9 protein-coding genes are annotated in these 13,536 nt (G+C 54.0%); 5 read left to right on the top strand and 4 right to left on the bottom strand.

Annotated elements, in window-relative coordinates:
• Both B378_RS17240 and B378_RS16675 read left to right on the top strand, forming a co-directional pair.
• A partial coding sequence (locus B378_RS17240) for a hypothetical protein (RefSeq protein WP_237738313.1) occupies nucleotides 1–180 on the top strand: 180 nt, incomplete at its 5' end.
• Between the two features lie 353 nt (nucleotides 181–533).
• Nucleotides 534–1,238, top strand: a complete 705-nt coding sequence (locus B378_RS16675; RefSeq protein ID WP_155118181.1) for a hypothetical protein — start codon at nucleotides 534–536, stop codon at nucleotides 1,236–1,238.
• Here B378_RS16675 and B378_RS16670 read toward each other — a convergent pair.
• Nucleotides 1,220–2,404 carry a hypothetical protein gene (locus B378_RS16670; RefSeq protein ID WP_155118180.1) on the bottom strand — a complete coding sequence of 395 codons (1,185 nt, stop codon included), beginning with the start codon at nucleotides 2,402–2,404 and terminating at the stop codon, nucleotides 1,220–1,222. The two genes, B378_RS16675 and B378_RS16670, sit on opposite strands and share 19 nt — an antisense overlap.
• Nucleotides 2,397–4,157 carry a DEAD/DEAH box helicase gene (locus B378_RS0102075; protein ID WP_017342174.1) on the bottom strand — a complete coding sequence of 587 codons (1,761 nt, stop codon included), beginning with the start codon at nucleotides 4,155–4,157 and terminating at the stop codon, nucleotides 2,397–2,399. The genes B378_RS16670 and B378_RS0102075 overlap by 8 nt, the downstream gene beginning before the upstream one ends.
• A 91-nt stretch (nucleotides 4,158–4,248) precedes the next feature.
• Between B378_RS0102075 and B378_RS0102070 the strand changes: the two genes are divergently transcribed.
• On the top strand, nucleotides 4,249–4,902 hold the full coding sequence (locus B378_RS0102070; protein ID WP_017342173.1) for a hypothetical protein: 654 nt from the start codon (nucleotides 4,249–4,251) through the stop codon (nucleotides 4,900–4,902).
• Between the two features lie 86 nt (nucleotides 4,903–4,988).
• Nucleotides 4,989–5,891 carry a hypothetical protein gene (locus B378_RS0102065; protein ID WP_155118179.1) on the top strand — a complete coding sequence of 301 codons (903 nt, stop codon included), beginning with the start codon at nucleotides 4,989–4,991 and terminating at the stop codon, nucleotides 5,889–5,891.
• Nucleotides 5,892–5,901: 10 nt separating this feature from the next.
• On the opposite strand, the gene B378_RS0102060 is transcribed toward B378_RS0102065, so the two are convergent.
• The gene (locus B378_RS0102060; protein ID WP_026046144.1) at nucleotides 5,902–8,595 is read right to left on the bottom strand and encodes a DUF1156 domain-containing protein; all 2,694 of its coding nucleotides are present in this window, start codon (nucleotides 8,593–8,595) and stop codon (nucleotides 5,902–5,904) included.
• A 145-nt stretch (nucleotides 8,596–8,740) separates the two neighbouring features.
• On the opposite strand from B378_RS0102060, the gene B378_RS0102055 reads away from it, so the two are divergent.
• Nucleotides 8,741–12,001: a DUF499 domain-containing protein gene (locus tag B378_RS0102055; protein ID WP_017342169.1), complete on the top strand. Its 3,261-nt coding sequence runs from the start codon at nucleotides 8,741–8,743 to the stop codon at nucleotides 11,999–12,001.
• Here B378_RS0102055 and B378_RS16665 read toward each other — a convergent pair.
• On the bottom strand, nucleotides 11,988–13,460 hold the full coding sequence (locus B378_RS16665) for an ATP-binding protein (RefSeq protein ID WP_155118178.1): 1,473 nt from the start codon (nucleotides 13,458–13,460) through the stop codon (nucleotides 11,988–11,990). The genes B378_RS0102055 and B378_RS16665 overlap by 14 nt on opposite strands.
• Between the last annotated feature and the right edge of the window lie 76 nt (nucleotides 13,461–13,536).

Below are 13,536 nucleotides of genomic sequence, written 5' to 3'. Positions count from 1 at the left end.
GGACTCAATATCCTCAATTGGGTGCCCATCTCGGATGAACTGCTTGTAGTCCTCAAACGCGTCGTCGCGTCCAGCGGGGAGGATCAAGATTCCGGTTATATCTGGTCTGTTGAATCCGTAGAGGGCGTCGGGATCGGATCACTCTATACTCAGTCTGGGAGAGCTGGCGATAGAATGTAGAAATGGACTCTTGGTAGAGAGGGAGAAGATTGGGATCTCTAGGTGGATCGTTCCAACTCCTTGAGGCGAAGATCTAGATAATCGTATCTTCAGAGATCGCGATCCCCGCGCTGTCATCGGGTTCAATAGAGCACAATTAACTAAAATAACGCATTCTGCGTTCACAGCAAACCTTCACGGATCACCTCTCAAGCGGTCAAACAGTGCTGTCTTGTCCCTCACATGGCGCGAATATGAAGTGGTATTCATGGGGTTCTCATCACCGAGCTCTTTCTCACTCAGATCCTGCTAGACGATATCGTAGAAGTATCCAGTAGTATATTCAATCAGGTATTCAATATGAGTTTGAACATATGGGAATCGACACCGAGCGGCTCCGGGTCAGTGTTGAACGAAAGTTCCAGCCACCGGTCAATCTCTTGTTGGATCCGTCGTTACTGGCTACAGAGCGGTCGTTTGGGCGACTTCAAGAATCACAACTTTTCAAATCGCAAACGCAAGCCACCCTGGGAGGTACTCCGAATCAAGTACCTGTAGAAAATATACGGGTTCCAAAAGCTATCAGAGAACTCCTTGGCACCAACCCTTCATCAGGGATCACGGAAACGAGCGTCTGGGAGTTCTTCCGTGGGAAGGCGCGCGGAAGCACACCAGCTGCGGTTATCCAGTTTTTGGATCAGCACGATATTGAATCGTTCAACCCAGAGCCCACAACTGAGGCACAAACGTGGAATCAAACGATTCGCGAGTCAGCAGGAGCTGGTCGTTTAGGCGACGTTCTCGCCGACGAGTACCAATTTCTTGAGTCGGGTGGTGTGATTCTCTCTCGTACATCCAAATCCGTAGAGATGCTCCGAGATTCCGGGACGACCACTATCGACATAGGTAGTGCTCCCTTAGCGGAGACTCTCAAAGACCAACTTGAACGGATCGGCTATCCCGACACTGCGGGTGTCTGTGCCTTTGGAGTAGCTGATGTTGGCTCAACCGTAGACGCACTCTCGGGCGATGTTCTCTCTGAGAGTCCAGATATGCTCCTCTACAAGCTTGGAGGGTGATTCGCTTCGCCACAGCACTGCCGACCGATACTTATCGCATCTGAGAGCACGATTGGATTCTGTCCGTCGAGTACTGCCCCACACTGCTCACAGGTCGGCTGATTCAACATACCGGCTCCTACCGCGTAGTCGCACGTGAGCGTCGCAGAACGGCTCCCATCTCGAACTGAGATATCCAAATCACCGCGCTCGTACGTTATCACCGTCGCCGTTACCGGACGAATTCGAATCGTTAGGGCGTGTCGGTCTCGAATAGTCGCACGCCTCTCGGGCAGGTCTCGGTCGAGACTGTCGCGGATATCATCTAGCTCGTCGCGTAAGTCTGCTAGTTCACGCCGGAACTCCTTCCGTTTTCGTAGACGTTCGAGACGCTCTTCCCGTTCTGAGGCAGCGTCGATAGTTTCGCTCAGTTCATCGACCCGGTCGGCCAATCGCTGCGTCTCATCTTCTAGCTCAGTCTGTTGCTGGCGGAGATACTGACGATACTCTTCGATCTCGACGCTCGCCGCACGGGTTGCTTTCTCACGGATCTCTTGAGCCTCCGAATCAATCGCTCCCTCAACCATCTCACGGCATGCCGAGATTGCCTCGACGAGCTCATCATGCTCTATTGTGTGGCCAGTCTCAGCGAGGGACGTACCGTTCCGTCCAGAGAGATCGAGACACGTCTGTGCGAGCTTCGGACGCGGTTCGTGATCAGCGAGGTCGACTGCGACCGCTCGAAGCAGATCCCGCTGATACTCACTGACGGTTTCGATTCCAACGTGGAACAGAACACAGAGTGCGTTTCGGTCGTAGTACGGTGTGAACTGCTGGTCGGTAACCTCGACGGCATCACCCGTCACCCAGTCCGGGGTGTCGAACTCGATGTCGTCACCCGTGAGCGAAACTGACCCCAGTGGCGCTCGTTCCGTCGCATCATCTACAAGTCGCTCGAACAAATCACTGCCCGGCGCGAGTGGTACTGCGTCATCATCTGCTTCTTCCGAGTCGGCGGTCAGATGTATGACTGTATCGTTGAGCGACAGCTCAGTCGCGGTTTCGTCTGGAATCGAAACCGTCCATCGCCGCCCTTCTTTGCGTATCGTTGCACCGAGTGATTCGAGATAGTCTGTAACGAACTCGTCAACCGCTCGTTCGGTCACCGGCAGTGCTGCGTCAGTCATCCGATGCTCCCAGGTCAAAGCCCTCAAATACACCACTATTGAAGTCGTTCACCTGATCGGCGAGGTCTCGCTGCTCTTGGAGATCAACTGCCATCTCGTCGAAGTCATTCTCCAGTTCGACCTCACTGTCTGCGCTGACCAACCGGTCGAATACCTCATCCTCGAAGTTCCGCCCGCTCTGCTCGAGCCTAGTCAGAATTTCACTCAGCTCTCCGACGGACTGTTGGAAGAGGTCGATTTTGTGATAGAGTCTCTCTAAGACGTACTCCTCGATAGTGTCGTTGAGTGCGAGATTGAACACGTAGACTTCTCGTTTCTGTCCGATACGGTGGATCCGACCGATTCGCTGCTCGACTTTCATGGGGTTCCACGGCAGGTCATAGTTGACCATCACGTTACAGAACTGGAGGTTCCGCCCCTCGTTCATCGCGTCTGTCGAGACGAGGACCCCACCTTCCTCCTCGAACCGCTCGACGATCTCCTCTTTTTCGTCGCTGGAATGACCACCATGGAACGCATGTGTTGTGTAGCCTTCGTCACCGAGCATCTCCAATAGTGCGCGCTGTGTCGCTCGGAACTGCGTGAAGACGATTACGCGACCTTTGTCTACCCGCTGGCGGGCCTCGTCCGTTATTTGTCGGAGATTTTCAAGCTTCGTCGGGGTTTCAACGGCGTCAATCTTGTCGAGAATCGTCTCCAGCTGGTCAGCGTAGCTATGTCGCGTGACGTCATCGGTATCCAGCTGTCGCTCAACCGTCTTCCTGAGTGCCTCTGGGCTGCTGACGACTTCTTTCTGGAGCATCATTAGGACGAGTTTCTGTCCCTGATCTTCGGCGTATGCTCCTTGGACGTAGTCGGTCACAGCCTGGTACAGTTCGCGTTCGGCAGGCGAGGGATCGAAGGTTCGCGTCGTGACGTCCCGCGGTGTAAAGTCGATGTCCGTCTCTGCGCGCCGGTTACGGATCATCACTTCGCTTAACCGTCGCTGGAGTTCGTCCCGGTTGATCAAGGTTTCCTGCCCGCTATCGATGAAGTAGTTGCGAAACGCCTCTCGAGTGCCGAACAGTCCGGGACGGAGGAGGGAGATGATGTTGTAGAGATCTGTGACATCGTTTTGAATCGGTGTCGCGGTGAGAAAGAACGCGTAGTCGTAGCTCAACTGTTCGAGTAGAGCGTATCGATCGGTCTCCTCGTTTTTGACGTAATGGGCCTCGTCGAGGACGATTACGTCCCAGTCGCGGGCGAGGACGGTCGCGCGATGTCGGTCACTCTTCGCGGTGTCGATGCTAGCGATGACGTGATTGTGCGCGTCGAACCCCTCGAACTCATCGTCGTAGTTGCAGGTGAAGTCGAGACCAAACTTCTCGATCATCTCGCCCTGCCACTGCTGCGCGAGTTGCGCCGGCGTGAGAATGAGGACGGCATCGTCGGTTCCGCGGTAGCGCATCTCTTTGAGGATCATCCCGACCTCGATAGTCTTTCCAAGACCAACCTCGTCGGCGAGGAGTGCCTTGCCGTTCATCTCGAACAGTGCCTTGTGTGCGGCGTTCACCTGGTGCTCGAGCAGTTTGACCTGCTCTTCGTCGAGGTGGGAGAGCGACTGAAGCTCAGTATCCGGTTGTCCCGCTTGGAGACGATGGGCCTGTATCGTAAGCAGATGGTCGCGTATCGGCGGGATATCGTCTATCCGGTTAGCTAGATCATCGGCGTCCTCGTGACGGATTTCGACGTCAACGAGGTCGTCGTGACTCATCTACTGTTCCCGGGTCGCCCGCTCACCTAAAGATTTGCTGACTGAGAGGACAATCTTGAAACCGGGTGGCCAGTAGTAAATGGTTATCTGAATGTCTTCGGAGGAAACTGCTGTCACACGAATTGCGGATCATTCCGGGATCGGTGAACAGTTACTCCGTGTATTCGAGGCTTTTGCCGATGAATTCCGCGAACGGGAGATCCCGGGTCACTTCTCGAACGTGATGCGCGATGGGAAGTTCCTCAAGGGAGATACAGTTGGACAGGCACCGGAGAGATTCGTAGAAGAACACCTCATCTGGCCCTCGCTGTCCGTGTTGGAATATGACTACCGACCACAACCGTATGGCTTCCCGAAGTGGGACAAGACAACACCTGACTTCTCTATTTTGAATCTCGATCTTCCTTTTGACTCTGTTACAGTCGGAGAAGTCAAGACCCCAAACAAATTCGAATATGCCGAAGAAGACATCAAATCGTATTTCAAACGGGACCTCGGTGATCCGACGATTGGGTTCGCAACGGACGGCGTGAGATGGCTCGTGTTGGCTCGACCCGAGAAGTCTACTGAACACAAGGAGATTGCTCGCGTCGATCTCTCTCCCTGTTTCCGTAAGCTACCGAGTCGCCACGAGGAGGAGGAGTCGTACGATCTAATGGCCACCCGGAAGGAGATATCGGATATGGAAGTCCTACACAGAGAAGAGATCACCGAGCAGATCACAAACTGGCACGAAGAAGCATAGCTGGCCTAGCCAAAATTCAGGCTTTTTCGAACACATCCAGCACCAGTATGATAAATTTTTTAGTACTATAAGATAGACGACATAGTATGGTTGATCACTCTGAACTTGATGTGTTTTTCCACCGCCTTGCTCCGGACTGTTCGTCAGATGAAACACTAGCAGAGTTCTATCGAGACGGATACGTGCTGTGTCATTACAGCGATATAGCAAGTTTTTCTGAGAGCGATTACAGCGGTAGCACCGATATTGAAGAGATGGTGGAAGCCGCAGAAACGGGCGGAATCTGTCTCGTACAATTGAACGCCAGTAATGACGAGTATGATAGGGGGCGAATGCTGGGAGTTGTTCCGCCCGAGTCGGAACCGTTCTTCATTGGCGTCGAGGAGGATGGAACGCGATCACAGAAATACACGGAACCCGAGGAGGCAAAGAGGAATCTAGAGGACAACGAGGATATCGTGCACCTCTACAAGGGAATCGAATTACAGGAGTTGCGTGAACTGGACGCTGGTGAATACCTTTTGAGTGCCTACGAACCCCCGTATACGACGTTTACTTCGTGGGGAGCGACAGAAGAACAGATTCAGGCGTTATGGGACGGAGAACAGTTGCCCATCGATGAAGCAACTTCATATTCACCAGACCAGACGGAGCGGTTGTGTGAGGAATACCTACGTGAGGAATACGAGTACTATCCACTGATCCAACCCGGCGGAGCAGGAGGTGTCAACCAGAGTTTCGATCTGATTGGCGGGATCGAAGACGACCGCGTGTTCGGTGAGGTCAAGAATACGAAAACGATCTCCGAATCGGCGTTAGACGATCTTGAGGGGGAGGCGGGCAGCCAAACAAGGGCGTTCTACTTCTCACGACACCCTGTTGAGGAACCGCGAGATGGAGTCGAAGTCATTCTGTTAGCCGATGTGCTTGAGACGCTCCAGGATATTGATCGAACGCAAAGAATGATGCAGCGGATGACGACGTGGTAGCGAGGTAATTCTAGTAGTCGCTCAGCCGCGACTCTAGGATATTTCGGTAGGTGTCGTCGCCCGTCGCGTCGGCAAGCCCCTCACACAGTTCCCGGAGGTTATTGGTAATCTCCCACGTACTGAGGTACTCGGAGACGGACTTGCCGTGCTCCCAGCGGTAGCGGAGGAACTGCGCCTTGTCGAGATCAGTGAGCTCCTCGTCACTATTGACGCGTGACTGGATATAAGCGATGCGCGTTTCATCGTCCCACGTCCCGAGTTTGAAGCCGTCATCCATCCGGTAGAGCCGCATGTCTTCCATTCGCTCAGGTGTGGCACTGGTGCCGCGAGAGAGTTTGTTGAGGTCGTTGAAGGACGCGTCTGGAGTCTCCAGTAAGTCAAGGAAGACGTCAATCTCACCGATGTCGCTACCGTGTTGGATGACACCGTAGATTTCGTCGACGACCTCCTTCGCAGTCATCGTCTCACCGGCGCGTTCGACTTTGCCGTGATGCTTCGAGTACTCGTGGAAGCAGCGTCCCATCTCGACGACACCGATGTCACCGCGAGAGAGGTCGCGGTTCTCTTCGAGGCGCTGTCGGGTTTTCTGGGCGGTTCGGTAGATATTACGGCGGAGTGAATTCCACGAGATGGGGTTGCGCTCTGTCGCTGGGCGAGCGATGATGACGATGTCGAACTCGACTGCCTCGCCTTCAATGAACTTGCTGACGTCGGCGGTAATCGGGTACGTTGCCGTCACCTCGAACTCGGCCTCGCACAGTGATTGGAGAAGTTCCCCCCAGGATTCCGAGTCGCTGTGGTGGTAGGTGAACGCGAGCAGGCCATCCTGTTTCAGTGCCTGTTGGATTGACGAGAATGCCTCACCAAGTTCATGCTCGAACTCCTCTTCACCCTTACCGAGGAACGGGTTGGCTACGATGCTATCGTCGTGTGGCGTCCGCTCGCCCTCAAAACACTCGTACTCATCTTCAAGCAATACCTTCTGCCAGACGTAGAAGAAGTCGGAAATCTCCGAGTAGATGATATTGTCGTAGTACGGCGGGTCGGTGATCACCGCGTCGTACTCGTTTTCGGCTTCGATACCTCGGATATCCCCTTGTTCGACTGTAGTGTTTTGTCCGATCGGCTGAGCAAACGGTGCGGTTTCAATTGTGTCTGGTTCATCTAAATCTCTATTCACCGGAATGTCGGGGTAGTTCCCATGTTCTGGATACTCAATATAGCGCTCGGTGGGAGCATTCGCCCACTTTACTCCTCGAATTGTCTTGTCCCACGTCGATTGGAATGTTCCAGTACCGTATTCAGCACCCCAGAAATTGCTATCAACAGGACGAGTAGGAGGAACGAACGCGTTTTGTTTGAAAACGTGGTCAACTTGATTCCCAACATGGCTATATCCGATTAGCATGGTATTTCTGCGGAGAGAATCAGTCAAACTCATTAGTAAAAATTCAGCAATATTTTGATCCTGCAAGTTATCAATTTCACTCATAAGACGGCATATACAGAGCTTCTGACGGCTATTGAACATATCTGCCCATTTTTCGTAGCCATGATCGAACACCGGGTTTCGATCAGAGGTCATATGCCCCTCCGGTATTGGTTCATCTGGGACATAATCGTGGAGCTCGGGGCTATTCTCCCATCGAGACACCGCCTTCTCGTACAAATTGAGATCTTCCTCGCTAACCCCGCGATAGCCCTTTGTGTCGCTCTTATCGTAATCGCGACGATCGTCACATGTCGGGCAGTGATACTCTATGGCGAAATATTTCAGATCGTAGCCGTCCTGCTCCTGGATAGCGTCGGTGATGCCGTACTTTTGGCCGCACTCATGACAGGTGTAACTACCTCCACTCACGGTTCCTTCCTGTGGCACCCACTCGTAACCGCACTCCGAGCAGGTCGTGTCGCTCCGCCAATCGTCAGCGTAGACTACTGACTCGCACCCCGGACAGAAGACGCTGTATTTGTCGTCGTTCTCGTATCGCCCTTTCCCGACCCGGTAATCGCCAAATAGAGAGACCGTCTCCCCACAAGAGACACAGCCCAGTTGCTTCACCCAGAAGCTGTTCATCACGTCGGCGTCGTGTTCTTCTGGATGATTCGGACAGGGCGTCTTGTAGTACTGTTTCAGTTCGTCCGCGACGCTTGCTTCGATCTTGTCGTACGCCGCCTCCAACTTCTCTGGATCAGTCGAACCAGCGTCGATTTCTTTCTTTGTGACGAACCAGGCAACAGGATTAAGATCTCGTCCGTGGCACTCCGCTCCGAATCGGGACGCTTCAACGAGAGAAGTGCCGCCGCCCATGAACGGGTCGAGGACCTTCTTATCAGAAATCCGAACATCTTTCGGATAGAGCTCCCACAACGCATCCGGTTCTTCGATCGAAACGGATGAGAGCAGTTGCTCGATATCGATTCCGTTCCTCTCGAACGACGACAGTTGTTGATCGGCCCCGGGTTCGTAGACATCGATGTTTTCTGGGTCGTCGAGGAGCGAATACAGGGAGATCGCCCTGAACGTGCTTCCCAAGCGCCGGGCCCACCACTTGTGCATTGTATAGATCGGCCGGTACCACTGTCTCGCCCCACCATACCCCTCCTTCTCAGCGATATCGTTGAGTTGCCGTATCGGGAACCCGTTCTCGATAGGAGCGGTCGTGCGCTCTTCTGTTGATTTACTGGGTAGCTCTTCAGACATCGAGTATATCTGGACAACAAAACAGAGCGGGTTATAGTTTCCCACATTTCTGAAAGGACTCCATCCGATATTCGGATATGTTACTACGTCGGTATCGCAGCTGATCCCTAGTATTTATTCACCTAACAAGCATCAACCAGAATATATGGCTCAGAGTTCCCTCTCACGGACGATTGCGGACACCATTACCCTCAGTCGTGAGCTTCGGGAGGAAGGCGAGATCGACGGCCAGGTCAAGCTCTATAACGTCGACGACGACGACGAGTTCGAGGCCGACGCTTCGACGTTTTTCGAGCGGACCCTGATGACACAAGGTCTTCATGAGGCGTTCGTCGACCTTCGCAACACGCTCCGCGGTGACGACAATCGCGGGACGCACATTCTCTACGGCTCGTACGGGAGCGGGAAATCACACCAGATGGTGGCGATGCATCACTGCTTCGCGTCGCCCGCGGAGGCTGGCCGGTTCGGCGACCAGCACGTCGACGGGTTCTCCGACGCCCTCCCGGCAGCTGATCGCACGGCGACAGTCACCGTCTCTCTCCAAGACCGGCAGCCCGATTACCTCTGGGAACCGTTCTTCGAGGCGCTTGGCGAGGATCCCGGCACGTTCGAGAGCGGAGGGTACCCCGACCGGCAGATGATTCTCGACGCTATCGGCGACAGCGCCGTCGCGTTTCTGCTCGACGAACTCGAAGACTGGTGGGTCACACTCTCGGACGATCGGAAGGCCGCGAACCGTGGATTCCTCCAAGCGTATCTCGAGGCGACCGAGGACCCCGATTCCGATGTCTTCGCGTTCGTCTCGGTACTCCGTGAAGGCTCAGAGGTCCACAATATCCTCGACCGGCAGACGGACAATGCTTCTGACCACAACATGAACAGCAAGGTCAGCAAGCAGGACGTCCTCCGTCATCGGCTCATCGACGACGTCGACGAGGCCGCGGTCGACGACATCGTTGACGGCTACGTCGAGGCGTATGCGGAAAATGATCACGTCCCAGACGACGATATCCCCCGAGATATGGGTGGGAAGATGCGGGACGCCTATCCGTTCCATCCGGTTCTGCTAAACGCGCTGGAGACCCGGTACTACGCCGACGAAGGAAACCAGAACACCCGGGGGATGATCTACCTCTTCTCGAAAATTCTCACTACCGCTGCCGACCCTGCCGCAGACCCGGACGACGATGACGCCGAACGGCTGATCGACCAGACCGACCTGGTTACCCATGGCGACATCGACGCAGTGCTCTTCGAGGACGAGCTGTCGCGGATCAACGTCGCTCGCCCGAACGTCTGCATTGACGACATCGAGAACCGGGTCGACACAGAGAGTATTCCATACGGCCGCCGCATTCTCAACACCGTCCTGTTGTACAGCCTAAAACCCGACGAGGGCGAGGGTGCCGATAAAGCCGAGATCGTGATGGGTACCTACCAGACCGGAGATCTGGTCTCCGATATCGTCCTCAACATCGAGCAGCTCTACGGCGTCGCGTGGTACTTTCACAAGCTCAACGGGAAGTACGCAGTTAGGGACCGTCAAAACGAGATCGCGCTCATCCAGAACGAGGCGAGCTCAGTCGACGAGACGGTCGCCCTGTCACAGATCGCTGAGACCGTGGAAACAGTTTTCGGCAAGAATGCGCACGCGGTCGGTTTCGAAGACGATGATCTGAAGAACGTACCGGACACGCGGGATCTGAAAGTTGTCGTCAACGCAGACGACTGGAACCCTGATACGGTTAAGACGGTGATTAAGAACGCTGAGGGTAGTCCCGGTCGAGAGTGGCGCAACACGCTCGTCTTCGTTCAGCCGAGCGGCGATACATCGATTAACTCTGGGACAGGGTACGTTGAGAAGGCACGCTACATTGAGGGGGCCACCCGAGTTCTCCGAGATGACTCGCTCGATGACGGGATCAAACAAGCTGTAGAGCGCGAGAGAGAAAACGAGGAACGCGAACTCAAAGATCGGGTTGAACTCGCGTACGGCGAGATCCTCGATGGTAACGACCTGCTGAACGATTTCGAGTTCGCAGCACAGATGGATCTTGACGTCTTTGTCGACGGCGACGCGCTGAACGGTGAGGACATTGTCGACTCTGTGGCAGCAGGAAAGTTCGATCTTCAGGCGGTCATCTGGGACATCGTCTCTGATCTTCTTGACCGCCGGGGCAAGGCAACCGTTGAAGAGATCTACGAGCAGTTCCTCCGACAGCCGACGTATCCAATCCCCGGGAGTCCGGGTACAGTTGTCGACGCAGTCGCCGAAGCACTCGATGATAAGCCGGTTATCACACACGGTTCGAACGGGTTCTCTCGGGATCTGACCGGAATCTCGCTCGACACAACTATTCTGCCTGAAGACGCAGTGGAGCGGTGGGATACTGACGACGTCCTTCAAGAACTCAAGCGACGGTTCGGCAGCGGAGCAGTATCAGTCGATATCGGTGACTTCGAACTGGATCTGCTCGAGGACACCGAGGTGTGGCTAGAAGGAGACGGTCACGACACGGTGATGACCGCGGTCGGTCGCCTTGCTCGTGACGACAGATACGTCATCTACAGCGGGACGGACGTCGTCACCAAGGCACAGTCAGACGCGGTTATCCGCGATATCTCCGGAGCCGAGGAAATTGACGGCACCGACGTTTCGGCCCGGATCGAAGAGGCACTCTCTACCAGCGGCCGTGCGAACACGCGTCGTATCCTCGAAGAGATCCGTCGCGATGAAGGCGTCTACCTGCCCGCCGACGAGACCGAGCGAGCGTTCCGAGAACCGGTTGCTGACCTCCTCGTCGACGAGTACGTAATCGACGAGGACCGCGAGTACCACGACTCGCTCGGCGACCGAGACCCGACAGACGTTACGCTCGTCCCGACCGTGTCCGATGACGTCGCCGAACAGATACACGAACACCTCGCCGGGCTAGACGGCGGGTCGGAGTTCACGGTTGGAAGTATCGCCGGGCGGTTCGACGGGAGCGTGACCGAGGACGCCGTCAAGACGTTCCTATTACAGAATCTCGGCCGGGATGCGGAGCCGGAGTACGTGATCGCGACCGACGAGTCCACCGACCCGACGCGGTGGTCACCGGGCTACGAGTTCCACACACCGAGCGGTGGGTGGTACTTCAAGTTCAACGGCGACGACGTCGCCGACCTCCGGCTCAAGTGGCGCGAGGAGGAACAGCCGGGGACGGTGGCGTACGGCGAAGTCGCGTTCACCTCGACCGATCGGACGGCGATTCCGGGGCCGCTGATGGGTACCGCGCAGGTCGAAAAAACGCGGACGAAGCTTACGCTGGCGAGCGGCGACGACGTGACCGACGTTCGGGACATGCTTGAGCAGATGCCCGAGAGTGCGACGAACTTCGCGGTCGAGATCAACTTCGAGTAGGACTTGATGACACCTCAAATACCAACTCCTCAAGATTAGCACTCTCACTTTCACGCTCAGCGTGATTTGAAAATAGCTCTATGATGTCTTCTTCAGGTATATCTGTGCCTTTAATAAGAAGCTCTGTGATTTTTGATTCAGACTCCATTTCAGTCAAGACTACTATTTGATGAATCAGTCGATCAACCTGGAGAGCCACAAATTCAGGGCTATTTTCATATCGATTTCTCTCGGCGGCCAGTTCTATACAGTCAATAGCTGTTTCCAACCGAAGTTCTCTCTCACTAACAAGAGATGATTCGATAAACATCCCTCTATAAAAATCATGGCATCTATATGCCGGTGTTACAGGGTATGTTGGTTTTTCTTTTGACAACTTTCCTTGCTCGGATAACGATCGACAAATTTGTCTTATTCGTAGCGGGGGAAGCCCGGTTCGCTTGCTTGCGATATGTTCAGTTATTATGAATACTGAGCTGGTTTTTTGTAGCAAAGTTCGCTCTTCGTCAGACAAACCATCCAAAAATTGTTGCTGTACGGTATTACGAACCTGTTTATATCCCGTCGGTAGTTCTTCTAGTACCTCTCGGAGCGAGAAATCCTCCGCTTCATTACAAATTGTCGCTATAAGCAGGGGAATCCCCTTAGTGCGTGTATGTAATTCGACAACATCACCTGACTCATAGCTCAGGCCAGACTGCTCTACGAGCTGTCGTGTAGCAGCGAAGCCACGATCATCCTCAAGCTCATCTCCGTTTGCGGTTGTCCTATCAGTAATGTAGGACGCTCCTGGGTTCGGTCGCGTTATGTGATCAAATGGTTCTAAGTCGAAACAAGAAATACCTCTGCCAGCAACCTCTACGTCGGCAGCAATATACCATGCTCCAGACTGATTGAGTTGGTTTGCTATATCTCTAAACGTAGTTTCCAGCTCCATGTCGCGGCTCTGTATCTGAGCATCATACTGATCAATGATTACCACGGCCGGCGATCCAGGTTCTCCTTCTTCCATCATCACATCAGCTACGACATTAACCAAGTCAGGGAACTCTACGTCTGATTCTGTAGAACTACGGATCGCATTCCTAACCCCTTGGATGCCAAGTTCCGTCGTCGGTTCTGGGACGGCTGTTTGTACTATACCCAGTAAGTCATCCACCGCATCGGGAGAAAGGAGATACTCGCGGAATTGTGAAATAGTTGATCGAGGGTAATTGTCAAACCAAGCCGCAAGAAGTCTCTGTAGGAATCTCTGCCTATCGGGTGGGTCCCCAAGCTGATAATATATCGCCGGGTATCCTTCCTGCCTACACCAATCTCTGAACTCTTTTACCAGCTCGGATTTTCCAATCCCGGTTTGACCGCAAATAACATTAACACGAGTATCTTCTGCTGACAAACTCTCTTGGAGCTTTTTCATCTCCGCTGTTCGATTCACAAACGGTACGTCAGGATACATTCAATAAGAATCATACACTCAACAAATATATAAGTACAGTATGATAGCTAAAGACATAAACTCACCCAGTAGAAGA

This window comes from Halorubrum sp. T3, assembly GCF_000296615.1.
In the GTDB taxonomy this organism is placed as follows: domain Archaea; phylum Halobacteriota; class Halobacteria; order Halobacteriales; family Haloferacaceae; genus Halorubrum; species Halorubrum ruber.
Note: the sequence above shows the minus strand (reverse complement) of the source record. Positions and strands in the feature narration are given on the sequence as shown.